Genomic DNA, 26,863 nt, shown 5'->3' with positions numbered 1-26,863 from the left:
AGGTACCTCGGCCCCGGCGCCACCTCACCGCTCTCTGCCGTCTTGCCTCGGCTCGGCCCCTCCACACCTCTCCAGGCTGAGGGACAAGCACCTCAGCCGCATCTCGACCCCCGTCAGGGGTGCCGCCTGCTTGGGCTAGGTGGCCGAGGAACGTGCGTGGGAGGCGCGCGGTGGGGGTACCCGGCCTGTGATCTGAGAGCGGCGAGGAGGGGGACGTGGTGCCGACGGCACCCGGCGCCCTCGATGCGCAGCGATTCCGGAGGCAGGACATGGATCTGCGGCACAGTCCGGTAGCGCGTGCCTGGCAGCAGTGGCGGCGGCCGCGGGATCTGCCGGTTCCCGCAGGCTCCTTCGATACGGAGGGCGCGAACCGGCGGTTTCTCCTGTACGGGGTGCTGCCCCTGTGGTGTGTGCCTGCCGTGGCGGACTGGATCATGCATCGCCGTACGCGGATCGAGGACACCACCGGAATGCGTGAGTCGGCGTTGCACGCCCTGATGATGACGGAAGCGGGCGTCCCCGTGGCGATGGGCCTGCTGGCCAAGGTCAACCCGCTCGTGCTGTCCGTCATGGGAGGCGCCGCCGTTGCGCACGGGGCCACCGCGCTCTGGGATGTGAGCCTGGCGACCGGCGAACGGGAAGTCCGCCCGGTGGAGCAGCACATCCACAGCTTCCTGGAGGTCCTGCCGCTCGCCGCGCTGGCCTTTACGTGCTGCCTGCACGCCGACCAGGTCCGCGCCATGCTGCGCGGCGGCGTCGCCCCCGACGACTGGAAGCTGCTCCCGAAGAACAACCCCCTGTCGGTGGCCTACTTGGCCGGCCTCGGCCTCGCCATCGGTGCCTGCGTCGCCCTCCCGTATGCCGAGGAGATGACGCGATGTGCCAAGGCGGCGAGGAAGCGGAAGACCTCGTGAGCCGGCGCGCCGGGCGCACCCCGAAGCCCGGCGGGCAGCCGCAGCGGCTCCCCGCCCTCCGAGTGATCGCCACCGAGATTCAGGGGCCGGAAGACGTGGTGGCCGACGCCGAGGGCACGCTCTACACCGGAGGCGCGGACGGCACGTGTGGCGGCTGGCACTCTCGCCGTCTGAGACCGGCCCCGAGGTGTGCGCACTCGACGCCTCCGCGTCGGCCTCCGCGCGCCGACCCGCCCGGGCGCTCGGCGTCGCTCCCGCTCAGCCCAACGCGCCGGCGGCCACCCGGAGGTCCGATACGAGGCCCGCGTACGCCGTTTCGCGCTCATCGGACCGGAGAACCGCCGAGGGATGCAGCGTCGCGACGACCATTCCCCCTGCTCGGCCGGGCGGTTGATGCTCGTCCTGGGGCAGCGGAAGGAGGGCACCCCGGTCCTTCGTGACCCGGAACGACGACCCGAGGAGTGCCTTGCCCGCGGTCGCACCGAGCGCGACCACGAGCTCGGGGTCCACGAGGCGCAACTCGGCACTCAGCCAGGGGCGGCAGGCCGACATCTCCCGCAGGCTCGGCGGCTTGTGGATCCGCCGCTTGCCCCGCCCGGCCACCTCGAACTTGAAATGTTTGACGGCATTGGTGAAGTAGGCCTGGCTCTCGACGATCCCCGCCTCGTGCAGCGCCTCCCGCAGCAGGCGACCGGCCGGCCCGACGAACGGCTCTCCCGCCCGGTCCTCCTGGTCTCCCGGCTGCTCTCCGACGAACATGATCCGCGCGGAGGTGTCACCCGCCCCGAAGACCGTCCCGGACGCCTCCCGGAACAGCGGGCAGCCCTGGCAGCGTGCCGCGGCACGCCGATACGCCGGCAGGCCGCCGCGCCGGGGAAGATAGGGCGTGGCGTCGTACTCCTGCCCAGCGGGCTCTGTCTGACGTTCAACCATCGGTGTCCCCTCTGCGTCCACGGGCCGGACGGGGGCCGGACGGGGCCGCGGTTCTGTCACTGTCCCGCGCCCCCGCATGAACCGCACCTTCCCGTGGCCTACGACGGTCGGGCTGCCCATGAGGGGATGAATGCGGGGACGTGAGGCGTCACTCCTGACGTCGCGTTGCGTCACTCCTGACGTCCCGATTACTCACTCACGACGTCGGGAAGCCGTCTGCTATGCCCCTTGACCACAGCCAGGCGCCCGTGCTGGAAGCCCTCGCCCGGTATCACGCGTCGCAACAGCTGTCGTTCAGCCCTCCCGGCCACAAGCAGGCCCGGGGTGCCGACCCGCGGGTCCGCGACGTTCTGGGCGACGCCGTCTTCTACGGGGACGTCCTGGCTTCCGGCGGCCTCGACGACCGGCGTACCGGCAGCAGAGTCCTCGAACGCGCCGAGAGGCTGATGGCCGATGCGGTACACGCCTCCCACACCTTCTTCTCGACCTGCGGCAGCTCCCTGTCGGTGAAGGCCGCCATGCTCTCCGTCGCGCATCCCCACGAAAAGTTGCTGATCGGCCGGGACGCGCACAAGTCCGTCGTCGCGGGCCTGATCCTCGCCGGCATCCAGCCCGTATGGGTGGATCCCCGGTGGGACGCCGACCGGCACCTGGCGCACCCGCCGTCCGCCGACGACTTCGAGGCGGCCTTCACGGCCCACCCGGACGCGAAAGGAGCACTGGTCACCAGCCCGACCCCGTACGGCACCTGCGCGGACCTCCGCGCCCTCGCGGACACCTGCCACCGTCGACGGCGCCCACTGATCGTGGATGAAGCGTGGGGGGCGCACTTGCCCTTCCATCCTGATCTGCCCACCTGGGCCATGGACGCCGGTGCGGATCTCTGTGTGACCAGCATCCACAAAATGGGGAGCGGCCTGGAGCAAGGTTCCGTCTTCCATCTGCAGGGTGACCTGATCGACCCGACCTTGCTGAAGACCCGTGCCGATCTGCTCGGTACCACCAGTCCGTCCGTGCCGATCTACGCCGGCCTCGACGGCTGGCGCCGGCAAATGGCCCAGCACGGCCGGGGCCTGCTCGACGGCGCCCTCCGCCTGGCGAGCCGGGTGCGGGAGGCCATCGAGGCGATCGACGGCCTGCACGTACACGGCCGTGCGGACTTCTGCGGGCCCGGCCTGGCGGACGACTTCGACCCGCTTCCCGTCGTCATCGACGTCAGCGGGCTGGGGACCACGGGGTACCGGGTGGCCGACTGGCTTCGCACGCACCGAAGCGTCGATGTGCATCTGTCGGACCATCGCCGCATCAACACCCAGCTCACCCACGCCGATGACGAGGAGACGACGGGCGTCCTCCTGGCGGCGCTGAATGCTGTTTCTGCCGCTGCGTCGGAGCTGCGCCCCGCCCCGACGGTCGACGTGCCGCCTCCCGCCGCCCTGCGGCTGCCGCAGACCTGCCTGCCGCGCGACGCCTTCTTCGGTCCCGTGGAAGACGTTCCCGCGCAGGACGCCGTGGGCCGCGTGGCCGCCGAGATGATCACGCCCTATCCGCCCGGCATCCCGACCGTACTGCCGGGCGAACTGCTCACCGAACCCGTGCTGCGTTACCTGCGCTCAGGGGTCGAAGCGGGAATGAACCTTCCCGACGCCGTCGACACCCAACTCGACACGGTGCGGGTCGTGGCGGCGGACGAGGGATGACTGCCCCCTGGGCCGTCAAGGCGGGGCCGGGCCGGCGCCCGGCCTGCCCGTTCGGAGCAATGGGCGCGCCTCCTCTCCGCCTGCAAGGCCGTACGCACCGGGCCGGACCGGTGCGGGCGCCGCCGCTCTCCTTCGTGTCGCGTCAGGAGGCGTTTCGTCGTGGACTGGTAGCGGCGCGCCCGCATTCGTGCCGGTATGCGGGTACCCGCCACTTGAAGACAAAGGCCCTTGAGCCGCGAGATGAGGAGTGTGTGATGCCGGCAGGATCCAGCAGTAAGCGTGAGCGGCAGTACGAGCACATCAAGGAGGGCGCCGAAAAGCGCGGGACCTCCCGGGGGCGCGCGAAGGAGATCGCCGCGCGCACCGTCAACAAGGAACGCGCCCGGGCGGGAGAGGCGAGGTCCGCGAGCCGGACCTCGACCCGCGACCCCAAGTCCGCCTCCCAGCGCGGCGGCGAGCGCTCCCACCGCGGCCCCCAGGGCCCCACGAAGGACCAGCTCTACGCCGAGGCCAAGAAGAAGCACATCGACGGCCGCTCCACCATGACCAAGGAGCAGCTGCGCAGGGCCGTCGGCCGCTGACGGCAACCGACGGCAGGAAGCACAGCATCGCCGGTGCACCCCGGCAGGGGCGGCCCGCCCGGCCCACCCCTGCCGTTCGGTGCCCACCGGTTGGGGGGAGGCGTTTGCCGGCGCTCCGGCTCGTTGCGCCCGGCTGAACCCCGACACCTCACCAAGGCGGACGCTATGCCTGTGGCACGCGACATCATGACCCCAGGAGTGGAGTGCATCGGCGCCGAGGACAGCGTCCTGGACGCGGCATGCACACTCACCCGGCTGGCCGTCGGGGCGTTGCCGATTCGCGGCAGTGACGGCAGCCTCACGGGCGTGCTGACGGACCGGGACATCGTGATCAAGGTTCTCGGCAAGGGCAAGGACCCCCGGCGGACGAAGGCCGGCGAACTCGCGCAGGGCGTGGTCACCGTCGGCGCGGACGACGACGCGGACGAAATCTTCCGGACGATGGCCAGTCACAAGGTCCGCCGCCTCCCGGTCATCGACGGTGGCCGGCTGGTGGGCATGGTGGCGCTGGCCGATGTGGCTCGCGCGCTGCCGAACCTGCACGCCGGCAGCCTGCTCGAAGCGCTCTCCGCGGACGGCTCGCCCTCCGGGCACCGGTGTGCTCCAGCCAGCCCTGCTTGTGTCGCGCTCGGCTGCTCTTCGACGTGAAGTGGTATCTGCGTACCCGTGCGTGCGGGCCCCCTCGGCCGATTCGCGGGTACGCGCCCCTGCTCCGCGAGACGGGAGACGGCGTATGACCAGCGCGAGAGAGATCATGACGCCCGGTGTGGAGTGCATCGGCCTGGAGGAGAGCGTGGTGCTGGCGGCCAAGAAGATGGCCGAGCTGGGGGTGGGGGCGTTGCCCATCTGCGGCGGCGACAACAAGCTCAGGGGCATGCTCACCGATCGTGACATCGTGCTCAAGGTCCTGGCCAGGGAGCGGGAGCCCGCCGCCACTAAGGCCGGGGAACTGGCCCAGGGCGAGGTGGTGGCCATCGACGTGGACGACGACACGCACCACATCCTGCGCACGATGACCGCGCACAAGGTGCGCCGGCTGCCGGTCATCGACGGCAACGACCTGGTCGGCATGGTCGCGCTGGCCGACGTCGCCCGCGACCTGCCCGACGCCCAGGTCGGCGACCTCCTTGCCGCCCTGTCCACCGACTGACGTGGGGTGCGCCGCAGCGCTTCGGAAAACCAGGACCCCTCGACGGACGCCTGGACCGCAGTTCCGGGCCGCGTGACCCGGTGGTTCGGGAGGGGCTCGCCGGGGTGACAGGGCACCTTGTGGGGGATTCTCGGGGTGCAGGTCCGCCGCGATCGGGTCGATAATTTGTGCTATGAATGAGCGATTTGTCCCTGTGCCTGGCAGTGAGCGCTCGGCCGCACCCGACGCGCGCCCGGCGGGCCCCCTCGACGGCTCGAAGCCGGTCGAGGCCACCGTCGTACTGCGCCGCAAGGCGGAGGTCCCCCATGAGCTGATCACGGGGCCCGAGACGATCCCGCAGGCCGAGTTGGCCCGGCAGTACGGTGCGGACCCGGCCGACGCCGAGCTGCTCCGCGAGGTGCTGGGCCGCCTCGGGCTGCGGGTGACCGACGTCGATCTGGCGTCCCGCCGGGTCAAGGTGACGGGCTCGGCGGACGAGATGGCCGCGGCGTTCCGGACCCGGCTGGTCCGTGCCGCCAGCCCCGACCCGACCGGCGGCGACCCCGTCGAGCACCGCCACCGCGAGGGCCCGCTGGAGGTGCCCGCCGCACTGGAGGGCGTGGTCGTCGCGGTGCTCGGGCTGGACGACCGGCCGCAGGCCCGCCCCCATCTGCGGCGGGCCAGGAAAAAGGCCCACCGGATCTCCTACAAGCCGTCGCAGCTGGCCGAGGTCTACCACTTCCCGCCCGGGACCGACGGCAGTGGCCAGACTCTGGCGATCATCGAACTCGGCGGCGGCTTCGAACAGTCCGAGCTCGACACCTACTTCGCCTCGCTCGGCCTGCCGAAGAGCCCCCGGGTGACCGCGGTGAAGGTCGGGACCGCCCACAATGTGCCGGGCCGGGACCCCGACGGCGCCGACGGCGAGGTGCTGCTGGACATCGAGGTCGCGGGCGCGCTGGCGCCCGGTGCGGAGCAGAAGGTGTACTTCGCGCACAACACCGACCAGGGCTTCGCCGACGCGGTGAGCGCGGCCGTCCATGACACCCCGACGCCGGCCGCGCTGAGCATCAGCTGGGGCGCCGCCGAGCCGTTCTGGACCGACCAGGCCCGGGCGGTCATCGACGAGGCGCTCGCCGATGCCGCGGCGCTCGGCGTGACCGTGTGTGCCGCGGCGGGTGACGACGGCAGCGGGGACGGGGTCGGCGACGGACTGCCGCACACCGACTTCCCGGCGTCCAGCCCGCATGCGCTGGCCTGCGGCGGCACCCGGCTGGACGCCGACCCGGCCACCGGCCACGTACGCCATGAGCGGGTCTGGGGCGGCAGCGCCGCCGGCGGGGCCACCGGCGGCGGTGTCAGCGAGGCGTTCGGCCTTCCGTCGTGGCAGACCACTGCCGGGGTCCCGCACAACGGGAGCCCCCCGGGCCGTGGCGTACCGGATGTGTCGGGCGTCGCCGATCCGGCCACCGGCTATCAGGTGCTGGTGGACGGCCACCGTTCGGTGATCGGCGGCACCAGTGCCGTGGCGCCCCTCTGGGCGGCCCTGACCTGCCGGCTGGTGCAGGCACTGGGGCGCCCGCTGGGCATGCTCCACCCCCTGCTGTACGCCGGTGCCACACCGGGCCACACCGCACGCGGCTTCCGCGAGATCATCGACGGCTCCAACGGTGACTTCAGCGCCGCCCCCGGCTGGAACGCCTGCACCGGTCTGGGGGTCCCCAACGGCACCGAACTGCTCGCCTCCTTGCGGGAGATGTCGACCCGCTGAGCCGGTCCGGCTGCGGGCTCGCCCGGCGTCCGAGGGGCGCCGGGTGGGCCTTCGGCCGGCGCCCCTCGTGCCGGGCCGGGGGCGTCCGCCCGCCGGTCCGCTCCTTGGGTCACCCGGATGGGGGTACGGCCCCGGAGGCGTCGGTCAGGTCCCCTGGGCCGTCGTGTAGAGGTTCTTCGCGTCGTCGCCGAAGTACGGGCCGAACATGGTGTGCGGCCAGAACTGGTAGCCGAAGCTGTTCACCGAGGTCTGCAGGCCGGTGCCGGTCTTCTCGTCGAACGAGGCGAACCAGGGGCCGCCGCTGGAGCCGCCGGTCATGTTGCAGTCCAGACCGTGGTCGCCGGAGAACAGCGGGTCCTTGAAGGTGGTGCCGCCGCAGTAGATGAGCTTGCTGCCGTCGTACGGGGCGGCCGCGGGGAAGCCGAAGGCGTACATCGCCTTGTTGTAGCCGGAGTTGAAGGACAGGCCCTGGCCGCCGACGACATCGGTGAGCTTCTTGCCGTCGAGCGGGGCGACGACCGCGGCGCCCACGTCGTAGTTGATGTCCTCACTCGCCGTCCACTGCGGAGTGGAGAGCGTCTTGGTGGCCGCCCACTTGCCGTACGGGGCCTGGCCGTCGTGGTAGCCGGGGACGAATACCCAGTCGGTGTGCCAGACGCCGCCGAGCTTCACACAGTGCCCCGCGGTGACCACCGTGCTCTTGTTGCCGCTGGTCACCGCGTCGCCGGAGCAGGCGGCCGTGCGGCCCTGGTAGGTGAAGAACACCCGGCCGGTGGTCTTGGTGACCGCGCCGCCGCCGGTCCACGGCCCGCCGGCCTGGGGCAGGGCGCCGGGGCGGGCGGGTGTCTTCGGGAGCCGCGGGAAGGTGGGCGCCACCGTGAGCGGGGCGCCGTGCCGGACCGCGGCGGTGGACCGCGGTGCGGGGGTGGCGAGGTCCAGGGGCTCGGCGGCGCGCATCCGGTCCGCCGTCCAGAAGGCGTCGAGGGCGGTCTGCGGGGCGGGGGAGCGGTGGCCGTGGTGTACGCCGGCGGCGCCGGCCGGGGTGGCGGGGAGCAGCAGGGCGAGCAGCCCGGCGGCCGTCAAGGTGCCCAGGGCGACCCGGGATCTGCGCACGGGGTGCGGCGCGGGTATGGCGTGAACTTCCGCTGTGCCACGTACGGTTCGTCTCACGCGTAACTCCTTCTGCGGGGGCCGCGCGGCAGCTGCGCGCGGCCGTGGGGGACGGGCCGCGCGACGGCGGCCCGGCAGGAGCGGTGCGGAATCCGGGGTAAGGGTGCCACTGGAGACGGCAGGAGGGCAGGGGTCGTACCAGGATTCGGCGCCCGGACCGGCGCGGTGGCGCAACTTCGCCCGAACCCCGCCGTCCTGGCCGGAAGGTGCCTCAACCCCGCCCGATGTAGGGCATGTTCGTCGCCATCACCGTCGCGAACTGCACATTGGCCTCCAGCGGCAGCGCCGCCATGTGGACGACCGTGCGGCCGACGTCCGCCGCGTCCATCACCGGCTCGACCGCCAGCTGGCCGTTGGCCTGCCGGATACCGGTCTGCATCCGGCCGGTCATCTCGGTCGCCGCGTTGCCGATGTCGAGCTGGCCGCAGGCGATGCGGTACGGACGGCCGTCCAGGGAGAGCGACTTGGTCAGCCCGGTGACCGCATGCTTGGTGGCGGTGTAGGCGATGGAGTCCGGGCGCGGGGCGTGGGCGGAGACGGAGCCGTTGTTGATGATCCGGCCGCCCTGCGGGTCCTGGGTCTTCATCGCGCGGAAGGCGGCCTGTGCGCACAGGAAGGCGCCGGTGAGGTTGGTGTCCACCACGGTGTGCCAGTCCTCGTAGGTCAGCTCGTCGAGCGGCGCCGTCCTGCCGAAGGTGCCCGCGTTGTTGAAGAGCAGATCGACCCGGCTGAACCGCTCCAGGGCGGCGGCGAAGAGGGCGTCGACCTGGTCGGGGCGGGTGACATCGGTCGGCACCGCCATGAGGGCGGGGCTTTCGGGGGTGGTGAGGCCCGCCAGCCGGGCGGTCTCCGCCAGGGCCTCGGCGCGCCTGCCGGCCAGCACCACCGTCCAGTCGGCGTCGAACAGCGCCAGGGCGACCGCCCGTCCGATGCCGGATCCGGCGCCGGTGACCACCGCCACCTTCCGGGGCGCGGCCCCGCCCCGCCGCGCCTCCTGGACGACCGACGCCGTCTGTGCGCGCTGTCCGGGCCGCGAGGACGGGGCCGGCAGCGTGGGCCGCTCCGCGGTCGCCGTCCCGCCGACCTGCCCCGCCCGCGCCGTCGGCGTCGCCTGCGCTGCCCCTGCCCGCTCTGTGTTCTGTGCCATGGCGGCAGCGTAAACGGCGTACCGGCGGCAACCGGGCCGCCGCCGCGGCAACTCAGCCCGCGGTGTGGAAGCGTGCCAGGACCGCGGCCTTCGTCGCGGTGAACTCCTCCTCGGTGAGGATGCCGTCGCGGCGCAGCTCACCGAGCTCGCGCAGCCGGCGCAGCAGCGCGTCATGGTCGTCGGCGGCGCCGGACGCGGTCTCGGCGGGCGTCGTTGCGACGGACGCCGCCCCTGCGGGTGCGTTCCCGGTGGGCGCGTTCCCTGCGGGTGCGTTCCCGGTGGGTGCGTTGCCGGCGGGCGCGTTGCCGGCGGGCGGGGCGAGCGCCGCGGGAGCCTCCGTCGCCGGGGCCGCCGCCAGGGTCCCGGCCGTTCGGGCCTGCGGGCCGGCCGACGGATGCGGCAGCCGTACCGCGACCGCGGCCGCCAGCAGTGCGGTCGTGCCGCTCTCCTTCTTGAACCCCCACAGCTCAAGCGAGTTGGGGTCGCGATCCGGCGCCGGCTGCTCCGCCGCCCCGTACAGCCGGAAGCGGAGATACCCCGATTCCAGGCCGGAGGGGGCCTGCCACTCCACCGCTTCCAGACCGGTCAGCGTGAAGTCCCGGGGACCCCACTGCCGCTTGGTCTCGCTGGTGTTCCAGCGCCATTCGATATGCACCCGCTCCCCGTCGAAGGTGGCGATGCCGTCCACTCCGGCCGCCGTCAGCGGCACCGGCGGGCCCGGCAGCAGATAGCGGTCGGTGGGCCCCTCGGGAATCTGCTCCAGCGTCAGGGCCTGCCGTACGGCGTCGACGAAGTACTCGGCGACGTCGACCCGTCCGGCATCCACCGCCAGCTGGTACGGGCTGGCGTCGTCCGGCAGGCTGCCGCCGGTGGCCTGGAGCAGCGGGTCCGCGCCGTCCCGCAGCCGCAGTCGCAGCCGGCCGCCCTTGCGGGCCGGTTCGTAGGCGATCTTGGCCACGGCGGCCAGCGGCACCGTGAACTCACCGAGATACTGGCGCAGTTTGTGCACCCCGCGCTCGCTCCCCGGCACGATCCGTATGACCTCGCCGTCGAAGGTCCAGGTGCCGTCGCGCACCATCAGTTCAGCCATGTCCCGAATCCTACGGAGGCACGGGCCGGCGCCGCGCTTGTCCGACGGAGTCCGGTGCGGGCCGGTCCGCACTCGGCGAGCGCTGACGGCTCCCCCCCCACCCCCGAACCCACCCCCGCCCCCTCCCCCGAAGGGGGAGGAGGGGGAGGGGGCGGGGGAGCGCCTGACGCCCGGGACGGCGCCGCGCTCGCCCTGGCGACCGGCGTTCACCTTGGCGACCGGCGCTCCACCGTGGCGACCGACGCTCACCGTGGCGACCGGCTTCCCAGAGGCGACCGGCCTCCCGGAGGCGGAGGCAGCCGATCGGGCTCCGAACCGGCGGCCTGATCCAGGACGTTGGTCCTAGGACCTCCCGCCGCCGCATTCCGGTCAAAAGACCGGCTTGGAACCGGCCGTGAGCCGTCCGGTGCGTGCCACCATGGTGCAGCCCCTCGACGACCCGTGGAGACCTTCATGACGGAGCCCGGCCCCGGTACGGCCGAGACCAGAGACCAGCCCGCAATAACCGGGCGGGCCGCGCCGGCAGCACCCGCCGCGGCCCGCCGCACCAGCCTCCTCGTCACCCTCGTGCTCGGCGGGCTCACGGCGGTCCCGCCGCTCTCCATGGACATGTATCTGCCGGCGCTGCCGCAGGTGACCGCCGCCCTGCACAGCCCGGCCGCCACCGTCCAGCTCACCCTCACCACCTGCCTGGCGGGCATGGCCCTGGGCCAGATGATCGTCGGCCCGATGAGCGACAAGTGGGGACGCCGCCGCCCGCTGCTGGCCGGCATGGTGATCTACATCCTGGCGACCGCCCTGTGCGCCCTCGCCACCAACGCCGAAATCCTCATCGCCTTCCGCCTGTTGCAGGGCCTGGCCGGCGCGGCGGGCATCGTCATCGCCCGGGCCGTGGTCCGAGATCTGTACGACGGCGTGGCGATGGCCCGCTTCTTCTCCACCCTGATGCTGATCTCCGGCGTGGCGCCGGTCGTCGCGCCCCTCATCGGCGGCCAGATCCTGCGGATCACCGACTGGCGCGGCGTCTTCGTCGTCCTCACCGTCGTCGGAGTGGCGCTCACCCTCCTCGTCTGGCGCACGCTGAAGGAGACCCTCCCGCCGGAGCGCCGGCACCCCGGCGGCCTCGGCGCGGCCCTGCGCACCATGCGCGATCTGCTCGCCGACCGGGTCTTCTCCGGCTACCTCCTGGTCGGCGCCTTCGCCTTCGCCGCGCTCTTCGCCTACATCTCCGCCTCGCCGTTCGTCGTCCAGGAGATCTACGGCGCCTCCCCGCAGACCTTCAGCCTGCTCTTCGGCCTCAACTCCGTCGGCCTGGTGGCGGTCGGCCAGATCAACGGCAAGCTGCTGGTCGGCCGGGTCGGTCTCGACACGGTGCTGGGCACCGGACTGGCCGTGATCGCGGTCGCCGCGGGTGCGCTGCTCGCGGTGTCCTCGGGCGTCTTCGGCCACGTCGGCCTGGTCCCGATGGCCGCCGGCCTCTTCGTCCTCATGGCCGCGATGGGCCTGGTGATGCCGAGCACCAACACCCTGGCGCTGCTGCGCACCCCGCACGCGGCCGGCTCCGCCTCCGCGCTGCTGGGCACCTCCACCTTCCTGCTCGGCTCGGTGGCCTCCCCGCTGGTGGGCATCGCGGGGGAGCGGACGGCCGTACCGATGGCGCTCGTACAGCTTTCCTGCGCCGTATTGGCGCTCGTCAGCTTCCTGGGACTGTGCCGCCCGTGGCAGCGTAGGGGGGAGCGCACCGCGTCCGGCGAGAGGACCAGGCTCTGAACGCACCGAGACTCACCTACGGCACACCGGCCCGGGCGGGGCTCGACACCGCCTGGGTCGAACGGCTGGTCCGCGGCGTGCGGGCGCTGCCCGACGGCCGCCCGCCCTGGTGTCCCGGAGTGGTGGTGCTGGCCGGCCGCGGCCCGGTCGTCGTCGCCGAGGCCGCCGCGGGCTGGGCGCTGCGCTACCGGGCCTACGACCCCGAGCGGGACCGCGGCCTCGATCTGCCGCGCGACCGGTGGGAGCCGATGCGGGTCGGCACCGTCTTCGACCTGGCCTCGGTCAGCAAGCTCTTCACCGCCGTCGCCGCGGTCCAGCAGATCGAACGCGGCCGGCTGGCCCTGGACGACGAGGTACGGGCCGATCTGCCGGCCTTCGCCCCCGGCATCACCGTCCGGCAGCTCCTGACCCACACCTCGGGACTCGCCCCCGAGCTGCCGTTTTACGACCAACGGGACCGCGCCGCCCAACTGGCGCTCCTGTGGGCGGAGGCAGCGGCCCCCAGCGGCCGCCCCGCCGGCGACCCCCGCTACTCCGACCTCAACCTCATCGCCCTCCAGCTCGTCCTGGAGCACCGCACCGGGCACCGGCTGGACGCCCTGGTCCACGACGGCATCACCGGCCCGCTGGGCATGTCCAGCACCTCCTACGGCCCGCTGGCACCGCAGGGCGTGGCGGCCACCGAGGACCAGCGGCGGCCCTGGGCCAAGGCGGACCGCGGGATGGTCCGCGGCGAGGTGCACGACGAGAACGCCTGGGCACTGGGCGGCGTGGCCGGCCATGCGGGCCTCTTCGCCACCGCCCAGGACCTGGCCGTGCTGTGCCGCACCCTGCTCAACGGCGGCATCTACGGCACCACTCGGATCCTCGGCCCGGACGCGGTCGCCGCCCTGCTCGACCCGCCCGGCCTCGGCTTCGGCGTCGACCAGCCGTATTTCATGGGCGAGTTGGCGGGCCGCGGCGCGGCCGGCCACACCGGCTTCACCGGCACCAGCCTCGTCCTCGACCGCGCCACCGACACCTTTTTGATCCTCCTTGCCAACACCGTCCACCCCCGCCGCCGCAACGGCGGCAGCGCACCGCGCGCCGCGGCCGCCACCCGCCTGGCCCGCGCGGTGGCCTGCGGCGCCTGACCGGCCGGGGCAGGCGGGGGCGCACCGTAGAATTTCTGCCATGCACGAGGAACTGCGCGCCGCGCTGGCGGGCCTGCTCGACGGCCTGCCGCCCACGCAGGCCGCGCAGGCAGTCGACCGTCTGATCAGCAACTACCGGGGCCGCACCCCCACCGACGCCCCGGTCCTGCGGGACCGCGCCGATGTCGCCGCGTACGCCGCCTACCGCATGCCGGCCACCTTCGAAGCCGTCCGCGCCGCCCTGGCCGCCTTCGCCGCCCGGGTCCCCGACTGGTCCCCGGCCACCCACCTGGACATCGGCGGCGGCACCGGCGCCGCCACCTGGGCCACCGCCGCCACCTGGGACGGCCCGCGCAGCACCGTCCTGGACTGGGCCCAGCCCGCCCTCGACCTCGGCCGCGAACTGGCCGACGGTGTCCTGCCCGACACCCGGTGGCAGCGCCGGACCATCGGCGAAGGCCTCACCGTCCCGCCCGGCACGGACCTGGTCACCGTCTCCTACGTCCTGGGCGAACTCCGCCCCGAGGACCGCCGCGCCGTCGTCGCCGCCGCGGCCACCGCCCACGCCGTCGTCCTCATCGAACCCGGCACCCCCGACGGCTACCTCCGCATCCGCGAGGCCCGCACCCAGCTCACCGAAGCGGGCCTGCGCATCGTCGCCCCCTGTCCGCACAGCGACACCTGCCCCATCGTCCCGCTTGTCCAGAGCGTGGGGGCACCCCCAGCGGAAGCCGGCGGAGACTGGTGCCACTTCTCCGCCCGGGTCAGCCGCTCCTCCCTCCACCGCCAGGTCAAGGGCGGCTCCCTGCCGTACGAGGACGAAAAGTTCAGCTACGTCGCCGCCACCACCCTCGACGCCACCCCCGCCCCCGCCCGCGTCACCCGCAAGCCCCAACTCCGCAAGGGCCAGGTCCTCCTGGACCTGTGCACCACAACAAACGGCCTCCAACGCACCACGATCACCAAGCGCCAAGGCACCGCTTACCGCGAGGCCCGCAACACCTCGTGGGGCGACACCTGGCCCTCAAACTCCTGACCGCCACCCACGGCGGCCCGTCCGTTCACCCCCACTGCCCCGCACCCCGACCGACTCCCGCACACCCACGGCGGAACCGCCCCCCACCCCCACCCCGGAGCCCCCGGCACCGCCCCGCCCCCACACCGCGGGCCACAGCCCACCCCCCACCCCGCCGAAGGCGAAATCAACGGCGCCGCACCCGGGACGGGCCCCGCACCCGGCAACGCACCCCACCCCGCCAACGGCGCGCCGCCCGAAATAACCGCCTCGAAGAGACGATACGTCTCGCCTCCCACTGGCTAAACTCGGCCCCATGGCCGACAAACCAGCCCCCGACCCCTCCCGCCGCAGCGAACGCTCCCGCCGCGCGATCTTCGATGCCGCCCTCGCCCTCGTCGGCGAGGTCGGCTACGACAAGCTCACGATCGAGGGCATCGCCGCCCGGGCCGGCGTGGGCAAGCAGACGATCTACCGCTGGTGGCCCTCCAAGGCCGCCGTGCTGCTCGACGCGTTCACCGCCGGTGTCGACGAGGACTACGCCAAGGGCCTGCCGGACACCGGTGATCTGGCCGCGGACCTGAAGTTCGTGCTGCGGGCGACCGCCGACGAGTTCAACGACCCGGTGTTCCAGGCCCCCTACCGCGCCCTCGCCGCGGCCGGCGCGAACGACGAGGAGCTCTCCCGCGCCTTCGTCGGCCGGCTGCTGGAGCCCGGCACCCGGGTCTACGTCGACCGGCTGCGGGCGGCGCAGGAAACCGGCGAGGTGGCCGCCGGTATCGACGTACGGGTGGCCGTCGAGATGCTGCTGAGTCCCTTCTCACAACGCTGGCTGATGCGGACCGGCGAATTGACCCACGAGTACGTCGACACCCTTGTCGACCAGGTGCTGTGTGGTCTGCGGCCGCGCGACTGAACGCGCGACCGGCCGGCGCCGGCGGCGGGGGTCCGTCGCCGTTGACCCGAATTGCCGGTATTGGCCTCCCATTCGTTCACCCCGGATCTCCACACCGGTCACCCGGGGAGCAGGATGGTGGCAGCATTGATCCCAGACCACCGCTCGAAGTGAGGGGATAGATGGAACGCAAGAGCAGGTTCTCCCAGTGGCTGCGCCGGCCGAAGAGCGGATCGGACGGCGGCGATACGGACACGGGATCAGCGGCTGCGCGCGGCCGCGAGGACCTGCTGCTGGCGGCGGCCGACGCGGGATTCCCGGTGGCCCCGGCGGCGCACCCCTCCGGCTACGGCTGTTCCTGTGAGCGCATCGGCTGTCCCACCCCCGGCCGCCACCCCATCTCCTTCGGCTGGCAGACCGTCGCCACCACCGACCGCGACAAGGTCGCCGCCTGGGTCCGCACCCTCCCGCAGGCCAACTTCATCACCGCCACCGGCATCGCCCATGACGTCCTGGACGTCCCCGTCGAGGCGGGCCGCAGCGCCCTGGGGCGGCTGGACGCGGCGGGTGTCGACGTCGGGCCGATCACCCTCAGCGGCGGCGGCTTCGGCGACGGCCGGATGCTCTTCTTCACCGCCACCCGCGGCACCCCGGACGACGAGGACGAGTGGTGGCCCTGTGAGCTGGACTGCCACCCCGAGACCATGGACGAGCATCCGGGGATGCGCTGGCACTGCCGCGGCAGCTATGTGCTGCTGCCGCCCTCGACCCTGCCCGGCGAGCAGCCCGCGGTGACCTGGCTGCGCGGCCCCGAGCTCCCGCTGCCCGACCCGCTGACGCTGCTGGAGTCGCTCACCGACGCCTGCGCCGAGTTCAACGACCGCGAGCCCCACCACCACGAGGCAGCGGCCTGGCCGATCAGCCGCTGAGCGGGCCCGCCCGCCCCGCCCGGGCCCTTCCGTACGCTCCGTACGCCGAAGGCTGCCGGGACCACCACGCTCCCTGCACCGAAGGGCCGCCGGAATCACCCCGACGGCCCCCTCCGCACCGAGCAGTTCTCAGCAGTTTTCAGCAGTTCTACCGAGCAGTTCCGCGGATGGCGGCTACAGCGGCCGGACCGACGTCTTCGCTTCGATCCGGTTCAGCACCGCGACCTTCCCGCCGGCGCTCTTGGCCGGCACCGTGACCGTCTGGCCGGAGACGGTGGTGAAGGCCATCCGGTTGGTCTTCTTCGGCGGGCCCTCCAGGAGGCCCTTCAACGCCCCCGACACGGTGATCGTCGCGCCGGCGAACACCGTCTTCTGCTGGTGGTAGACGGTCGAGAAGAACACCAGCGCGCCGCCGTCCTTCGTCCGCAGCGCCACCGGCGGATAGTTCGCGGCGGTGTCCTCCCACATGATGCGGACGCCGGGCCGGTTGGCGTCCTTCGCCCGCCGGGCCCGCCAGCCGTCGGTGTCCCGGCCGGAGGCGAAGGTGCTGCCCTTGCCGGTGTTGAGGTAGTCCGCGTAGCTGCGGCTCAGCTTTCCGGGGTCGACCGTCAGACCGGAGTCCGCACCGGCCGGCACCGCCTCCGCGTAGCCGTCCTGGTCCGTCTTCAGCTCCGGCGCCTTGTTGCCGGGGAACGTCGCCAGATACACCGCGCGCCACTTCTCGTCGATGGCGTTGCGGCTGAACACCAGGAACCAGCGGGTGTACTGGCCGGCGGCGTTCTTGCGGTTGCTGGCCGCGTCCGCGACGAAGTACTTCGGCCAGCCCTTCTGCTGCGGCACGGTGAAGTGCGCGTCCTTGAACTCCAGCGCCGTGAAGCCGGGGTTGCCCTGCGGCCGGAGGGCGTGCGCCGCCTTTATCCCCGCCTGGTCGATGGCGAGCAGCGCGCCCCCCTCGAAGGAGGGATTGAGCTGTGGGGCCAGCTGACGGTTGGCCTTGTTGAAGCCGTCGGTGAACTGCTGGAGCGCCTTGGCGCCCTCAGCCTTCGACACCGCCGGCAGCATCTCCCTCTCGCCGTGCACCGTCATGCACCCGCTGAGTATCACCAGCGCCGCCGCTGCCGACGTCAGTGTTGCGGGCACCCGGAACGGCGACCTGCGTGTCATGGGGCTCGGGCTCCTTCGGGGCGACCTGGGCGGACGGGTTGACCGCCGGGGTGGCACGATTCGGCGACACCCTACCGGGGGCGAAGAAGAACACGAGCGTGGGGATCAGATACAGCGCCCACACCGTGACCTGAAGAACGGTCGGGTCCGGCTGGAAGTTGAAGATGCCCTTGAGCAGGGTGCCGTACCAGCTGTCGGCCGGGATCTGGGCGCTGATGTCGAACGCCTGGGAGGTCAGCCCCGGCAGCACGTCCGCCTCCTGCAGATCGTGGAAGCCGTACGCCAGCACGCCCGCCGCGACCACCACCAGCATGCCGCCGGTCCAGGTGAAGAACTTCGCCAGGTTGATCCGCACCGCACCGCGGTAGAACAGCCAGCCCAGCGCCACCGCCGTCAGCAGCCCCAGCAGCGCCCCGACCAGCGGCCGTACCCCGTCGTTGGCGGACTGGGCTGCGGTCCAGATGAACAGCGCGGTCTCCAGGCCCTCCCGGCCCACCGACAGGAAAGCGGTGACCACCAGCGCCACGGTGCCCATCTGCAGCGCCGCGTCCAGCTTGCCGTGCAGCTCCTTCTTCAGGTGCCGCGCGGTGCGCCGCATCCAGAAGACCATCCACGTCACCAGGCCCACCGCGATGATCGACAGTGAGCCGCCGAGCGCCTCCTGCGCCTTGAACGTCAGGGTCTCGGACCCGAATTGCAGGGCCGCGCCGAACGCGAACGACAGGACCACGGCGAGCGCGATCCCGATCCAGACCGGGCGCAGCGCCTCCCGCCGGCCGGTCTTGACCAGATAGGCGATGAGAATGCAGACGACGAGGCTGGCTTCCAGACCCTCGCGCAGACCGATCAGGTAGTTGCCGAACACGTCGGTTCCTTCCCTTCCTTCGTGCAGTTCATGGGGGCGGCGGTGGCCGTTTCCGGCGCCGGCGGTGTCAGGCGAACAGCTCCCGGCCCCACCAGTCGTCCGCGTGACGGACGCCCGGCGGCACCGCGAAGACCGCGGAACCCACGTGCTGGATGTACTCGTTGAGCGCGTCGCCCGCGGCCAGCCGCTTCTGGAGGGGGACGAAGCCCTGGCGCACATCGTGCTGGTAGGCGAGGAAGAACAGCCCCGCGTCCAGCCGGCCCAGGCCGTCCGTACCGTCCGTGAAGGAGTAGCCGCGGCGCAGGATGCGTATCCCGCCGTTGGAGTCCGGGTGCGCGAGCCGGACGTGCGCGGTCGGCAGCATCGACTTCAGATGCGGGGTGTCCCGCTCGTTCTTCTTGCCGACCGGCGCGCCCTCGCCCTTGTCCCGGCCGAAGATGTCCTCCTGCTCCTTGAGCGGGGTGCGGTCCCAGGTCTCGATGTGCATCCGGATGCGGCGGGCGACGAGGTAGGAGCCGCCGGCCATCCAGCTCTCCTTGCCCTTCGCCGCGTCCTCCGCGACCCAGACGTGCTTGTCGAGCGCGGCGGTGTCGGTGCCGGCGAGGTTGTGGGTGCCGTCCTTGAAGCCGAACATGTTGCGCGGGGTCTGCGCCTCCGGCGTCGTCGAGGACGTCTTGCCGAAGCCCAGTTGGGACCAGCGGATGGCGACCTTGCCGAAGCCGATCCGGGCCAGGTTGCGGATCGCGTGCACCGCCACCTGCGGGTCGTCCGCACAGGCCTGGACGCACAGATCGCCGCCGCTGCGCGTCTTGTCGAGGTTGTCGCCGGGGAACTGCGGCAGATCGATCAGCGCCTCGGGCCGCCGGGCCTTGATGCCGAAGCGGTCCTTGCCGTCCTTCTCGAACAGCGTCGGGCCGATGCCGAAGGTGAGGGTGAGCCGGGACGGCGGCAGGCCCAGCGCCTCGCCGGTGTCGTCCGGCGGCGCCTCCGCCAGTCCGCCGACGGCGCCGTCGCCGACCGCGTCCCCGGCCGTCATCCGCGCCGCCGCCCTCGTCCACTCCTTGAGCAGCGCGATCAGCTCGTCGCGGTCGTCGGTGGTGACGTCGAACGAGGCGAAGTGCAGCCGGTCCTGGACGGCGGTGGCTATCCCGGCCTGGTGCTTGCCGTGGAAGGCGACCGCGGAGCCCGCGGTCGCATCCGCGCCGGCCGGCTGGGCGTCGCCGCCGGTGCGCAGCGCCGCCGCCGTACCGCCGGCCGCGACCGCGCCGAGCGCCAGGCCCGCACCGCCCCAGCCGAGCAGCGAACGCCGGGAGGGGGCGCGCCCGTTGCCGCTCTGCGCGGCCTTCTCGTCCGCGGCCCCGGTGCCGTCGTGCGTCGTCGTCGTGCCGTTGTCGTGCGTCATGGTGACCCCCTGGCCTGGCGGCGGACGGTTACTTGGTGGTGGCCACGGCGGCGGCCAGCTTGGACAGCGGCTCGGCCAGCGCGTTGACACCGTCGGAGAGCTTCTTGCGCTCGGCCTTGTCGATCGTGTCGTACGAGACGAAGCCGTCGGCGGACTTGCTGTCGCGGTGGTTGTCGAGCAGCGTGCCGATCGCGGTGAACTGCTTGTCCAGCTCCTTGGCGAGCGTCGGATCGTTCTTGGCGACGGCCGGCTTGAGCAGCTCGAACGCCTTCTGCGCGCCCTCCACGTTGCCCTGGAAGTCGACCAGGTCGGTGTGGCTGTAGCGCTCTTCCTCACCGGTGACCTTGCCGGTGGCCACCTCGTCGAGCAGCTCCTTGGCGCCGTTGGCCATGCTGGTCGGGGTGATCTCGGCCTTGCCGACCCGCTTCTGCCAGTCCTTCAGGTCGGTGATGAGCTGGTCGGCGAGCTTCTTGTCGTCCCCGGAGATCTTCTTCGTCTCCCACAGGGACTGCTCCAGCTTGTGCCAGCCGGTCCACTTCTGGCCCTTCTCCACACCGTCGGCGCGCACATCGACCTTGGGGTCGATGTCACCGAACGACTCGGCGACCGGCTCGGTGCGCTCCCAGCCGACCCGCGAGACGGCGTAGGCCTTCTTCGCGGCCTCGACGTCGCCGGACTTGACCGCGTCGGCGAACTTCTGCGCCTTCGGCAGGGTCTGGTCGGCCTGCTCCTGCACGTACGTGCGGTAGGCGGAGACCGCGGCGTCCAGCTTGGGGTCGCGCTTGGTGCTCGCGCTCTTGCCGCTGACGGTCACCTTCTGGCGGATGCCGTTGCCCTTCATGCCGGGCTTGCAGGCGATCTCGTACGAGCCGGCCTTGACCTCGGCGGTGATCTCCGCGCTGGTGCCGGGCCCGATGTTCTCCCGCTCGGTGACGATCCGGTCGCCGGGGGCGTAGAGGTACACCTCGGTGACCTTGGAGCCCTTGTTCTGCACCGCGAAGCGGACATGTCCGGCGGGGAACTCCTTGGCGGAGAGCTCACAGCTGCTGTCCGTGGCGGTCACCTCGACCGTGCCCTTTCCGCCACCCCCTTTGCCGTCGTCCTTCGCGGCGCAGCCGGAGACGGCGGTGACGGCCGTGGCCGCGGCTATGGCGGCAACGGCGGAGGTGCGAAGGGCTCGCATACGGGGCTCCAAGCGGGCTCGGATGTACGGGTTCGACGTACGGGAACGATAGAGGGTCACTGAGGTCGCCACTAAGGCAGCCCTAACTTACGTGAGGCTTACCTATTCCTGCCCACCGAATCCCGTGATCCCGCTCTCATGCTCAACGGCCTGATTACGGATTGACATGCACCGGGTCACGGGATAACCATGCGCCGGTCAAGGTAAGGGCCGGGCCTGCGGGCGGGGTGTGACGGGCTCGGGCGTTCCCGCGGCGCATTGCTGAGCGCGGCGTCAGCCGCTCCAGTGGAGCCGGTGCTCGCACCGGGGCCATCGCCGAGGACGAGGCGACCGGTGCCGCGGCCATGCTGCTGACCCACGAGCTGGGGCGCCCGCTCGACATCCGCCAGGGCGCCGGCTCACAGATCCTCACCCGTGTCCATCCGGGCGGCAGCATCGCCGTCGGGGGGCGGGTGCGCCGCCGGACGCCGTAGCGCCCGTACGGCCGGCGGGCGGCGAAGGGCGCGGGGTGGTGCCGGCCAGGGCTCGGCGGTTGCTACGCGCTCAGCGGGAACTGTTCGCCCAGCTCGCGGAAGACCGCGCTGTTCAGGCGGAACGCGTGCTTGCACTCGTCGACGACGCGCTGCTTTTCCAGGTCGTCGACCGGCAGGGCGTCCAGCAGCGCCCGGTACTCGCGCTTGAAGGCGGCCGGGTTGGGGATGTCCTCGAAGACGTAGAACCGCACGCCGTCCCCCTTGCGGGCGAAGCCCCAGGTCTTCTCGGCGGTCCCGCGGATGATCTGGCCACCAGAGAGATCGCCGAGATAGCGGGTGTAGTGGTGGGCGACGAAACCGGCCGGCCAGGTGCGGGCGCAGGCCGCCACCCGGTCCGCGTAGGCGGCGGTGGCCGGCAGGGGGGCGAGGCCGGTGCGCCAGCGGGGTCCGCCGAGATGGGCGAGATCGCGCTCCAGCTCTGGGGTGCGGGCGAGCTCCGGGCGGAGGAAGGGGCCCGCGACCGGGTCGGCGGCGAGCGCGTCGGAGACGTCCTCCAGGGCGCGGTAGACGAACCACAGTTGCTCGGTGTAGCGCCGGTAGGCGGGGATGCCGAGCCCGCCGCCGAGGAGATCGCTCATGAAGGAGGAGTTCTCGGCCTCGGTGTGCTGCTCGTGGGACGCGGTGCGGATGACCGTCGAGAACGGGGTGGACGGAACGGCCGGTACGGACGGATGCGGGCTGGACGCTTCCAAGGCGGGCCTCCGGGGACCGAGGGGCGGACGGGAACGGGCCGGCGCGGAGTCTCGCCCCTGCCGAGGCTCCGCCGACGCCACCCGTTCCCGACGTCCTGTCGGTACCCAGCCTACGCCCGTTCCCGACACCTTGTCGGTAAAAGGTGTCCCCGCTCCCGTCAGGGCAGCGTGAGGATCTCGGCCCCGGTGTCCGTCACCACCAGCGTGTGCTCGAACTGCGCGGTCCGCTTGCGGTCCTTGGTCACCACCGTCCAGCCGTCGTCCCACATGTCGTAGTCGTAGGACCCCAGCGTCAGCATCGGCTCGATCGTGAAGGTCATGCCGGGCTTGATGTCGGTGGTGTGATGCGGGCTGTCGTAGTGCGGAACGATCAGGCCGGAGTGGAAGGAGGAGTTGATGCCGTGGCCGGTGAAGTCACGGACCACTCCGTAGCCGAAGCGCTTGGCGTACGACTCGATGACCCGGCCGATGATGTTGATCTGCCGGCCCGGCTTGACGGCCTTGATCGCGCGGTTGAGCGCCTCGCGGGTGCGCTCGACCAGCAGCGTGGACTCCTCGTCCACGTCGCCGCACAGGTAGGTGGCGTTGTTGTCGCCGTGCACACCGTTGATGTACGCGGTGACGTCCAGGTTCACGATGTCGCCGTCCTTGAGGACGGTCGAGTCCGGGATGCCGTGGCAGATGACCTCGTTGAGCGAGGAGCACAGGGACTTGGGGAAGCCGCGGTAGCCGAGGGTGGACGGGTAGGCGCCGTGGTCGCACATGAACTCATGGGCGACCCGGTCCAGTTCATCGGTCGTCACGCCCGGCGCGATGAGCTTGGCGGCCTCCGCCATCGCCTGCGCGGCGATCCGGCCGGCGATCCGCATCTTCTCGATCGTTTCGGCGTCCTGCACCTCGGGCCCCGTGTACGGGGTGGGCGCGTCCTTCCCGACGTACTCGGGGCGCGGGATCGAGGCGGGGACGGGGCGGGTGGGGGAGATCTTCCCCGGGGCAAGGAGCGACTGGCCAGACATGTCAGCGAGTGTATCCGCGGGCCGTCGGGCAGGATGGTGGCACAAAACATCCACAGGAGGCGGCAATGGCGCTGTTCAAGAGGCGTACGGTCGGCAAGCCGGGCGAGTGGTTCTACTGCCTCAACCACCAGACGGTCGAAGAGGGGCCCGAGTGCCGCGCCGCCGACCGCTTCGGCCCGTACGCCACCCGCGAGGAGGCCTCGCACGCCATGGAGACCGCCCGGGAGCGGAATCTGGAGTGGGACACCGACCCGAAGTGGCACGACAAGGGTGAGGGGCCGGGGAAGAGCGACGGGGCGGCCGGGTAGCGCCTGCCGGCGGCCCGGTATCAGGCCGTGGCCGGGGCCGCGTCCAGATCCTTGGGCACGGGGGCGGTCGGCGTCCCGCCCCCGGCGGCCCGGCGCTCGCGCATCCGCCGCGCATGCTCATCCGTCCGGGAGTCGTACGCCCTCAGCTTCGGCAGCCCCGGCACCAGCAGCCCGACCCCCGCGCCGCACAGCAGCCCGCCCGCCGACACCGACGCCCGCACGCCCACCAGCGGCCGGCCGCTGGAGCCCGGTCAGCGCGCTGGACAGTGCGGCTGCCGCGTACAGCGGCCATACCTGCGGGTGCGGCAGCAGGCTGTTGAGCAGCAGCAACGCGGAGATCACCCCGAGCGCCAGCTCGCTTCCGACGATCAGCCGGCGGTGGTCCACGAAGTCCGCGAGTGCACCGCCGTAGAGCCCGAAGACCAGCAGCGGGACCAGCTCCACCGCGCCCAGCGCGCCGACCGCGAGCGTGGAGCCGGTCAGCTCCGTCAGCTGGAGCGGCAGCGCCACGACGGTCAGGAAGGTGCCGAAGACCGTGATCGCGCCCGCGCACCACAGCAGCCGGAAGTCGCGCGAGGAGCGCCAGGGAGCCAGGTCGGGCAGCAGTGCCGTGCGGGGTCGCCGGGCAGCGGGCGCGGTGGTGGGCGCGGCGGTGGGAAGTGGGGGCCGTCCGAAGTCACCGGTGCACCTTCGCCCTGTGTACGGAACGGTGCAAAGGGTTGTTTCCGGTCCGCGGGGTGGAGGGGGGAGCTACCAGCGTGGTGGCGGCGGGGCGGTCAACTGATCGGCGAGGCGGGCCAGCCGGTCCCGGAAGCGGCGGCGGCCGCGGGGCGGGGGGAGGCTGTTCTCCCCGGCGGCAGCGCTCACCAGGTGCTGGACGGTGTCGAGGTCGAGGTCCGGTGCGGCCTCGGCTGCGCCGGCGGGCGGGGCCGGGGGAGCGGCGAGCGCGTCATGGGCCAGGGCGTGCAGATCGCGGTTGCCACCGTCCAGGGCGAGCACCGTCGTGCCGTTGCGGCGGGCGTCGTGCACCCGCTCCAGGAGCCCGGCGCCCGGCTGCCCCGGCGCGACGACCAGCAGCGTCTCACCCCGCCCGGCCGCCTCCAACCGGCCCAGCCCCACCGCCAGATGGGCTGGTGCCCCGCCGGGGACACGGTGGCGCACCAGGGTCGGGGACAGCTCCGGCAGACCCGACCAGGCGGCCTCGTCGTCGAGATGGGCGGCCAGGTGCCAGGGCTCGTAGGCGGCGGTGCCGACCAGCAGCAGCCCGCCGCGGTGCGGGCCGACGGAGGACCGCAGCGCCCCCGCGAAGCGGCGGGTGGCCTGCACCCACTCGGTTCCGGCGAGGACCTCACGGAGCAAGGCGACTCGTACGGCATCCATGGCCCGGCATCCTGCCGCACGACGGCGCGCCACGGTGGCGAATTCAACCGGTGTCACTCGTAAGGGACTTGCGCGCCCTGTCGTGCCTCCGGTAGGCGCTTCCCCCCGCGGCCCCGTCGGTCGTGCCGTGCCGGCGGCGGACCGGCCCTCAGTCCCGCCGTGCCGGCAGCAGACCGGCCGTCCTGAGGTGGCGTGCCACCTCCGCCACGGCCGCCTCGCTCAGCGGGCGCTGGGGAAAGGCAGTGGCGCCGCGCTCGGTCACGCCGAGGAGGCGGAGGGCCGCCTTGAACGAGCCCAGGGCGGCGGAGCTGCGGCCCATCTCGGCCTCGGGGCCGGCGTCGACCATGGAGAACAGGGTGACCAGACGCTCCTGTTCGGCGGCCGCCCGCTCCCAGTGGCCCGCCCGGGCGGCGTCGTAGAGGCGTACGTATGCGGCCGGGTCGACGTTGCCGAGGCCGGGGACGACGCCGTCCGCACCCGCCAACAGGGCCGCGTCCACGGTCAGTTCGGAGCCGGTGAGGACGGCGAAGCCGGGGGCGGGGCCGCGGTGCCGGCCGGTGCGGCCGCCGAGGGCGGTGAGCAGGCGGCGCAGGGCGCCGTCGTCGCCGCTGCTGTCCTTGAGTCCGGCGAGGGTGCCGTCCTCGGCCAGCTCCCGCACCAGCTCCGGGGCCAGCTTGCTGTGGACGGCGACGGGGATGTCGTAGGCGACGAGGGGCAGATCCACGGCCGCCCGCAGATGGCGGAAGTGGGCGGCGATCTCCCGGGGGTGGGTGCGGGTGTAGAAGGGCGCGGTGGCGACCAGGGCGTCGGCGCCGAGGTCGGCGGCCCGCCGGGCGTGGTCGAGCACCCGCGGGGTGGTGGTGTCGATGGCCCCGGCGAGCACCGGGACCCGGCCGTCGGCGGCTTTGCGGACGGTTTCCAGTGCGATGTCGCGCTGGGCGTCGGTGAGGTAGGCGACCTCGCTGGTGGAGCCGAGGGCGAACAGCCCGTGGACGCCACCGTCGAGGAGGTGCTGCACCAGGCGGGTCAGGGACGCGGTGTCGACCTCACCGTGCGGGTCGAGCGGGGTGCAGACCGGGGGGATGACGCCGTGCAGGGGGGCGGGCAGTGCCATGAGGGCTCCGGGTCTCCAGGTCCGACATAGGACATGGGATGTCCTATGTCGAGCACAATAGACCTGTTCACAGGCGGTCGGTCAAGGATCCGCGGCCCCGTCGGGGCGGGTGGCGGACGGGTCGGCGGCACGGCAGACGCGGGAGCGGGAGAAGGAGTTTCCATGGCGCGAGGGACGATGTCCGAGGATGTGCAGGCGCAGATCAAGCAGTTGATCCTGCAGCGCGGACTGACGCCGGGCGATCCGCTGCCCACCGAGGCCGACCTGGTCGGCCTGCTCGACGTCAGCCGCAACTCGGTGCGCGAGGCGCTCAAGGCGCTGCAGGCCATGCGCATCGTGGAGATCCGGCACGGCTTCGGCACCTACGTCGGCCCGCTCACCCTGGAGCCGTTCGTGGAGGGGGTCGCCTTCCGCGCCGCCGTCCGCCACCACCAGGGCGAGGCGAGCCTGTACGAGCTGATGGAGGTCCGCGAGGCGCTGGAGGCCGGTCTGATCGGCGCCGTCGCCCGCGATCTGCCCGCCGAGGACCTCGCCGTCCTCAAGGGGCTGGTGCAGCGGATGGCGGAGGAGGCGCGCGGCGGGGAGGTGCAGAGCGCCACCGACCGGGCCTTCCACCTCGCCCTGTACCGCTCGCTGGGCAACCACCTGCTGAGCGAGGTGCTGGACGCGTTCTGGGCGGCGCTGCGCCGGGTGCGCGAGGACCTCTCCGACGACCGGCCCGACCCGGAGGTGACCTACCGTCAGCATCGGGAGATCGTCGACGCGCTGGAGGCGGGCGACGGTGACCGCGCCGTGGAGGCGATACACCGGCACTTCGACGGGATCCGGCGCCGGCTGACGGAGTAGCGGCGCCGGGGCCCCGGAGATGCCGGGGCGCCGGGCGAGGCCGCAAAACGGGGCCCCGGCCATGCCGCAAAAACGGGCCCCGGCGATGCCGCAAAAACCGGGCCCCGGGCGAGGCCGGGCAAAGGCGCCGAGATGTCGGCATTGCCCCCGTTCACCGGAAAGTCACCCGCCGTCGGCGATGCC

General features: G+C 72.5%; 24 protein-coding genes and 4 pseudogenes. 15 read left to right on the top strand and 13 right to left on the bottom strand.

Going from position 1 to position 26,863, the window contains the following annotated elements; translation table 11 throughout:
- The first annotated feature begins 215 nt into the window (after positions 1 to 215).
- Both BKA18_RS10170 and BKA18_RS10165 read left to right on the top strand, forming a co-directional pair.
- Positions 216 to 914 (top strand): diguanylate cyclase, encoded by a 699-nt coding sequence (locus BKA18_RS10170; RefSeq protein WP_366047097.1) that lies wholly within the window; start codon positions 216 to 218, stop codon positions 912 to 914.
- Positions 878 to 1,012, top strand: a pseudogene (locus tag BKA18_RS10165) (SMP-30/gluconolactonase/LRE family protein); the annotation flags it as partial. The gene BKA18_RS10170 and the pseudogene BKA18_RS10165, both read left to right, overlap by 37 nt.
- A gap of 160 nt (positions 1,013 to 1,172) precedes the next feature.
- Here BKA18_RS10165 and BKA18_RS10160 read toward each other — a convergent pair.
- Positions 1,173 to 1,847 (bottom strand): UdgX family uracil-DNA binding protein, encoded by a 675-nt coding sequence (locus tag BKA18_RS10160; protein ID WP_366047098.1) that lies wholly within the window; start codon positions 1,845 to 1,847, stop codon positions 1,173 to 1,175.
- A 221-nt stretch (positions 1,848 to 2,068) separates the two neighbouring features.
- On the opposite strand from BKA18_RS10160, the gene BKA18_RS10155 reads away from it, so the two are divergent.
- The 5 genes and pseudogenes from BKA18_RS10155 (at position 2,069) to BKA18_RS10135 (ending at position 7,028) form a co-directional block, all read left to right on the top strand.
- Entirely contained in the window at positions 2,069 to 3,547 is a 1,479-nt protein-coding gene (locus BKA18_RS10155; protein ID WP_366047099.1) for an aminotransferase class I/II-fold pyridoxal phosphate-dependent enzyme, read from the top strand.
- A gap of 254 nt (positions 3,548 to 3,801) precedes the next feature.
- The gene (locus BKA18_RS10150) at positions 3,802 to 4,128 is read left to right on the top strand and encodes a plasmid stabilization protein (RefSeq protein ID WP_366047100.1); all 327 of its coding nucleotides are present in this window, start codon (positions 3,802 to 3,804) and stop codon (positions 4,126 to 4,128) included.
- A 165-nt stretch (positions 4,129 to 4,293) separates the two neighbouring features.
- Positions 4,294 to 4,704, top strand: a pseudogene (locus tag BKA18_RS10145) (CBS domain-containing protein); the annotation flags it as partial.
- A gap of 157 nt (positions 4,705 to 4,861) precedes the next feature.
- Positions 4,862 to 5,278, top strand: coding sequence for a CBS domain-containing protein (locus BKA18_RS10140; protein ID WP_366047101.1), 417 nt, complete (start codon positions 4,862 to 4,864; stop codon positions 5,276 to 5,278).
- A gap of 172 nt (positions 5,279 to 5,450) precedes the next feature.
- Positions 5,451 to 7,028 (top strand): S53 family peptidase, encoded by a 1,578-nt coding sequence (locus tag BKA18_RS10135; protein WP_366047102.1) that lies wholly within the window; start codon positions 5,451 to 5,453, stop codon positions 7,026 to 7,028.
- 144 nt (positions 7,029 to 7,172) lie between these two features.
- Here the strand turns inward: BKA18_RS10135 and BKA18_RS10130 are convergent, their stop codons facing one another.
- The 3 genes from BKA18_RS10130 to BKA18_RS10120 form a co-directional block, all read right to left on the bottom strand.
- A complete protein-coding gene (locus tag BKA18_RS10130) occupies positions 7,173 to 8,198 on the bottom strand; it encodes a trypsin-like serine peptidase (RefSeq protein ID WP_366047103.1) in 1,026 nt (341 codons plus the stop codon).
- Between the two features lie 211 nt (positions 8,199 to 8,409).
- Entirely contained in the window at positions 8,410 to 9,345 is a 936-nt protein-coding gene (locus BKA18_RS10125; RefSeq protein WP_366047104.1) for an SDR family oxidoreductase, read from the bottom strand.
- 52 nt (positions 9,346 to 9,397) lie between these two features.
- Complete coding sequence (locus tag BKA18_RS10120) at positions 9,398 to 10,435, bottom strand: DUF4429 domain-containing protein (RefSeq protein WP_366047105.1); 1,038 nt, start codon at positions 10,433 to 10,435, stop codon at positions 9,398 to 9,400.
- A 453-nt stretch (positions 10,436 to 10,888) separates the two neighbouring features.
- Here BKA18_RS10120 and BKA18_RS10115 point away from each other — a divergent pair, with 453 nt between their 5' ends.
- From BKA18_RS10115 to BKA18_RS10095, 5 genes are all read left to right on the top strand, one after another.
- Positions 10,889 to 12,205, top strand: coding sequence for a multidrug effflux MFS transporter (locus BKA18_RS10115; protein WP_366047106.1), 1,317 nt, complete (start codon positions 10,889 to 10,891; stop codon positions 12,203 to 12,205).
- Complete coding sequence (locus BKA18_RS10110; RefSeq protein ID WP_429638393.1) at positions 12,202 to 13,338, top strand: serine hydrolase domain-containing protein; 1,137 nt, start codon at positions 12,202 to 12,204, stop codon at positions 13,336 to 13,338. The genes BKA18_RS10115 and BKA18_RS10110 overlap by 4 nt, the downstream gene beginning before the upstream one ends.
- A 40-nt stretch (positions 13,339 to 13,378) precedes the next feature.
- Entirely contained in the window at positions 13,379 to 14,374 is a 996-nt protein-coding gene (locus BKA18_RS10105; protein WP_366047108.1) for a small ribosomal subunit Rsm22 family protein, read from the top strand.
- Positions 14,375 to 14,669: 295 nt separating this feature from the next.
- Entirely contained in the window at positions 14,670 to 15,269 is a 600-nt protein-coding gene (locus BKA18_RS10100; RefSeq protein WP_366047109.1) for a TetR/AcrR family transcriptional regulator, read from the top strand.
- A gap of 161 nt (positions 15,270 to 15,430) precedes the next feature.
- Positions 15,431 to 16,177: a bifunctional DNA primase/polymerase gene (locus BKA18_RS10095; RefSeq protein ID WP_366047110.1), complete on the top strand. Its 747-nt coding sequence runs from the start codon at positions 15,431 to 15,433 to the stop codon at positions 16,175 to 16,177.
- Between the two features lie 174 nt (positions 16,178 to 16,351).
- Here the strand turns inward: BKA18_RS10095 and BKA18_RS10090 are convergent, their stop codons facing one another.
- The 4 genes from BKA18_RS10090 to efeO all read right to left on the bottom strand — a co-directional run bounded on the left by BKA18_RS10090 (position 16,352) and on the right by efeO (position 20,791).
- Entirely contained in the window at positions 16,352 to 17,281 is a 930-nt protein-coding gene (locus BKA18_RS10090; protein WP_488169136.1) for an SCO2278 family lipoprotein, read from the bottom strand.
- Positions 17,214 to 18,206, bottom strand: a complete 993-nt coding sequence (gene efeU / locus BKA18_RS10085; protein ID WP_006605975.1) for an iron uptake transporter permease EfeU — start codon at positions 18,204 to 18,206, stop codon at positions 17,214 to 17,216. The genes BKA18_RS10090 and efeU overlap by 68 nt, the downstream gene beginning before the upstream one ends.
- A 67-nt stretch (positions 18,207 to 18,273) precedes the next feature.
- On the bottom strand, positions 18,274 to 19,608 hold the full coding sequence (gene efeB, locus BKA18_RS10080; protein ID WP_366047111.1) for an iron uptake transporter deferrochelatase/peroxidase subunit: 1,335 nt from the start codon (positions 19,606 to 19,608) through the stop codon (positions 18,274 to 18,276).
- Positions 19,609 to 19,636: 28 nt separating this feature from the next.
- On the bottom strand, positions 19,637 to 20,791 hold the full coding sequence (gene efeO / locus BKA18_RS10075) for an iron uptake system protein EfeO (RefSeq protein ID WP_366047112.1): 1,155 nt from the start codon (positions 20,789 to 20,791) through the stop codon (positions 19,637 to 19,639).
- A gap of 233 nt (positions 20,792 to 21,024) precedes the next feature.
- Between efeO and BKA18_RS10070 the strand changes: the two are divergent.
- Positions 21,025 to 21,264: pseudogene (locus tag BKA18_RS10070) on the top strand (PhzF family phenazine biosynthesis protein); the annotation flags it as partial.
- A 62-nt stretch (positions 21,265 to 21,326) separates the two neighbouring features.
- Here the strand turns inward: BKA18_RS10070 and BKA18_RS10065 are convergent.
- Together BKA18_RS10065 and map are read right to left on the bottom strand one after the other, a co-directional pair.
- On the bottom strand, positions 21,327 to 22,016 hold the full coding sequence (locus tag BKA18_RS10065) for a biliverdin-producing heme oxygenase (RefSeq protein ID WP_366047113.1): 690 nt from the start codon (positions 22,014 to 22,016) through the stop codon (positions 21,327 to 21,329).
- Positions 22,017 to 22,174: 158 nt separating this feature from the next.
- Positions 22,175 to 23,032 carry a type I methionyl aminopeptidase gene (map, locus tag BKA18_RS10060; RefSeq protein WP_006605980.1) on the bottom strand — a complete coding sequence of 286 codons (858 nt, stop codon included), beginning with the start codon at positions 23,030 to 23,032 and terminating at the stop codon, positions 22,175 to 22,177.
- 65 nt (positions 23,033 to 23,097) lie between these two features.
- Here map and BKA18_RS10055 point away from each other — a divergent pair, with 65 nt between their 5' ends.
- Positions 23,098 to 23,340, top strand: a complete 243-nt coding sequence (locus BKA18_RS10055) for a hypothetical protein (protein WP_006605981.1) — start codon at positions 23,098 to 23,100, stop codon at positions 23,338 to 23,340.
- 231 nt (positions 23,341 to 23,571) lie between these two features.
- Here the strand turns inward: BKA18_RS10055 and BKA18_RS10050 are convergent.
- The 3 genes and pseudogenes from BKA18_RS10050 to BKA18_RS10040 form a co-directional block, all read right to left on the bottom strand.
- Positions 23,572 to 23,946: pseudogene (locus BKA18_RS10050) on the bottom strand (MFS transporter); the annotation flags it as partial.
- Positions 23,947 to 24,090: 144 nt separating this feature from the next.
- The gene (locus BKA18_RS10045) at positions 24,091 to 24,720 is read right to left on the bottom strand and encodes a hypothetical protein (protein WP_006605982.1); all 630 of its coding nucleotides are present in this window, start codon (positions 24,718 to 24,720) and stop codon (positions 24,091 to 24,093) included.
- 148 nt (positions 24,721 to 24,868) lie between these two features.
- The gene (locus tag BKA18_RS10040) at positions 24,869 to 25,834 is read right to left on the bottom strand and encodes a dihydrodipicolinate synthase family protein (protein ID WP_366047114.1); all 966 of its coding nucleotides are present in this window, start codon (positions 25,832 to 25,834) and stop codon (positions 24,869 to 24,871) included.
- Between the two features lie 162 nt (positions 25,835 to 25,996).
- Here BKA18_RS10040 and BKA18_RS10035 point away from each other — a divergent pair, with 162 nt between their 5' ends.
- On the top strand, positions 25,997 to 26,680 hold the full coding sequence (locus BKA18_RS10035; protein ID WP_366047115.1) for a FadR/GntR family transcriptional regulator: 684 nt from the start codon (positions 25,997 to 25,999) through the stop codon (positions 26,678 to 26,680).
- Positions 26,681 to 26,863 lie beyond the last annotated feature (183 nt).

The sequence above is a fragment of the Streptomyces auratus genome (assembly GCF_050433025.1).
In the GTDB taxonomy this organism is placed as follows: domain Bacteria; phylum Actinomycetota; class Actinomycetes; order Streptomycetales; family Streptomycetaceae; genus Streptomyces; species Streptomyces sioyaensis.
The sequence above is the reverse complement of the archived record's forward strand: the minus strand, read 5'-3'. Positions and strand labels throughout refer to the sequence as shown.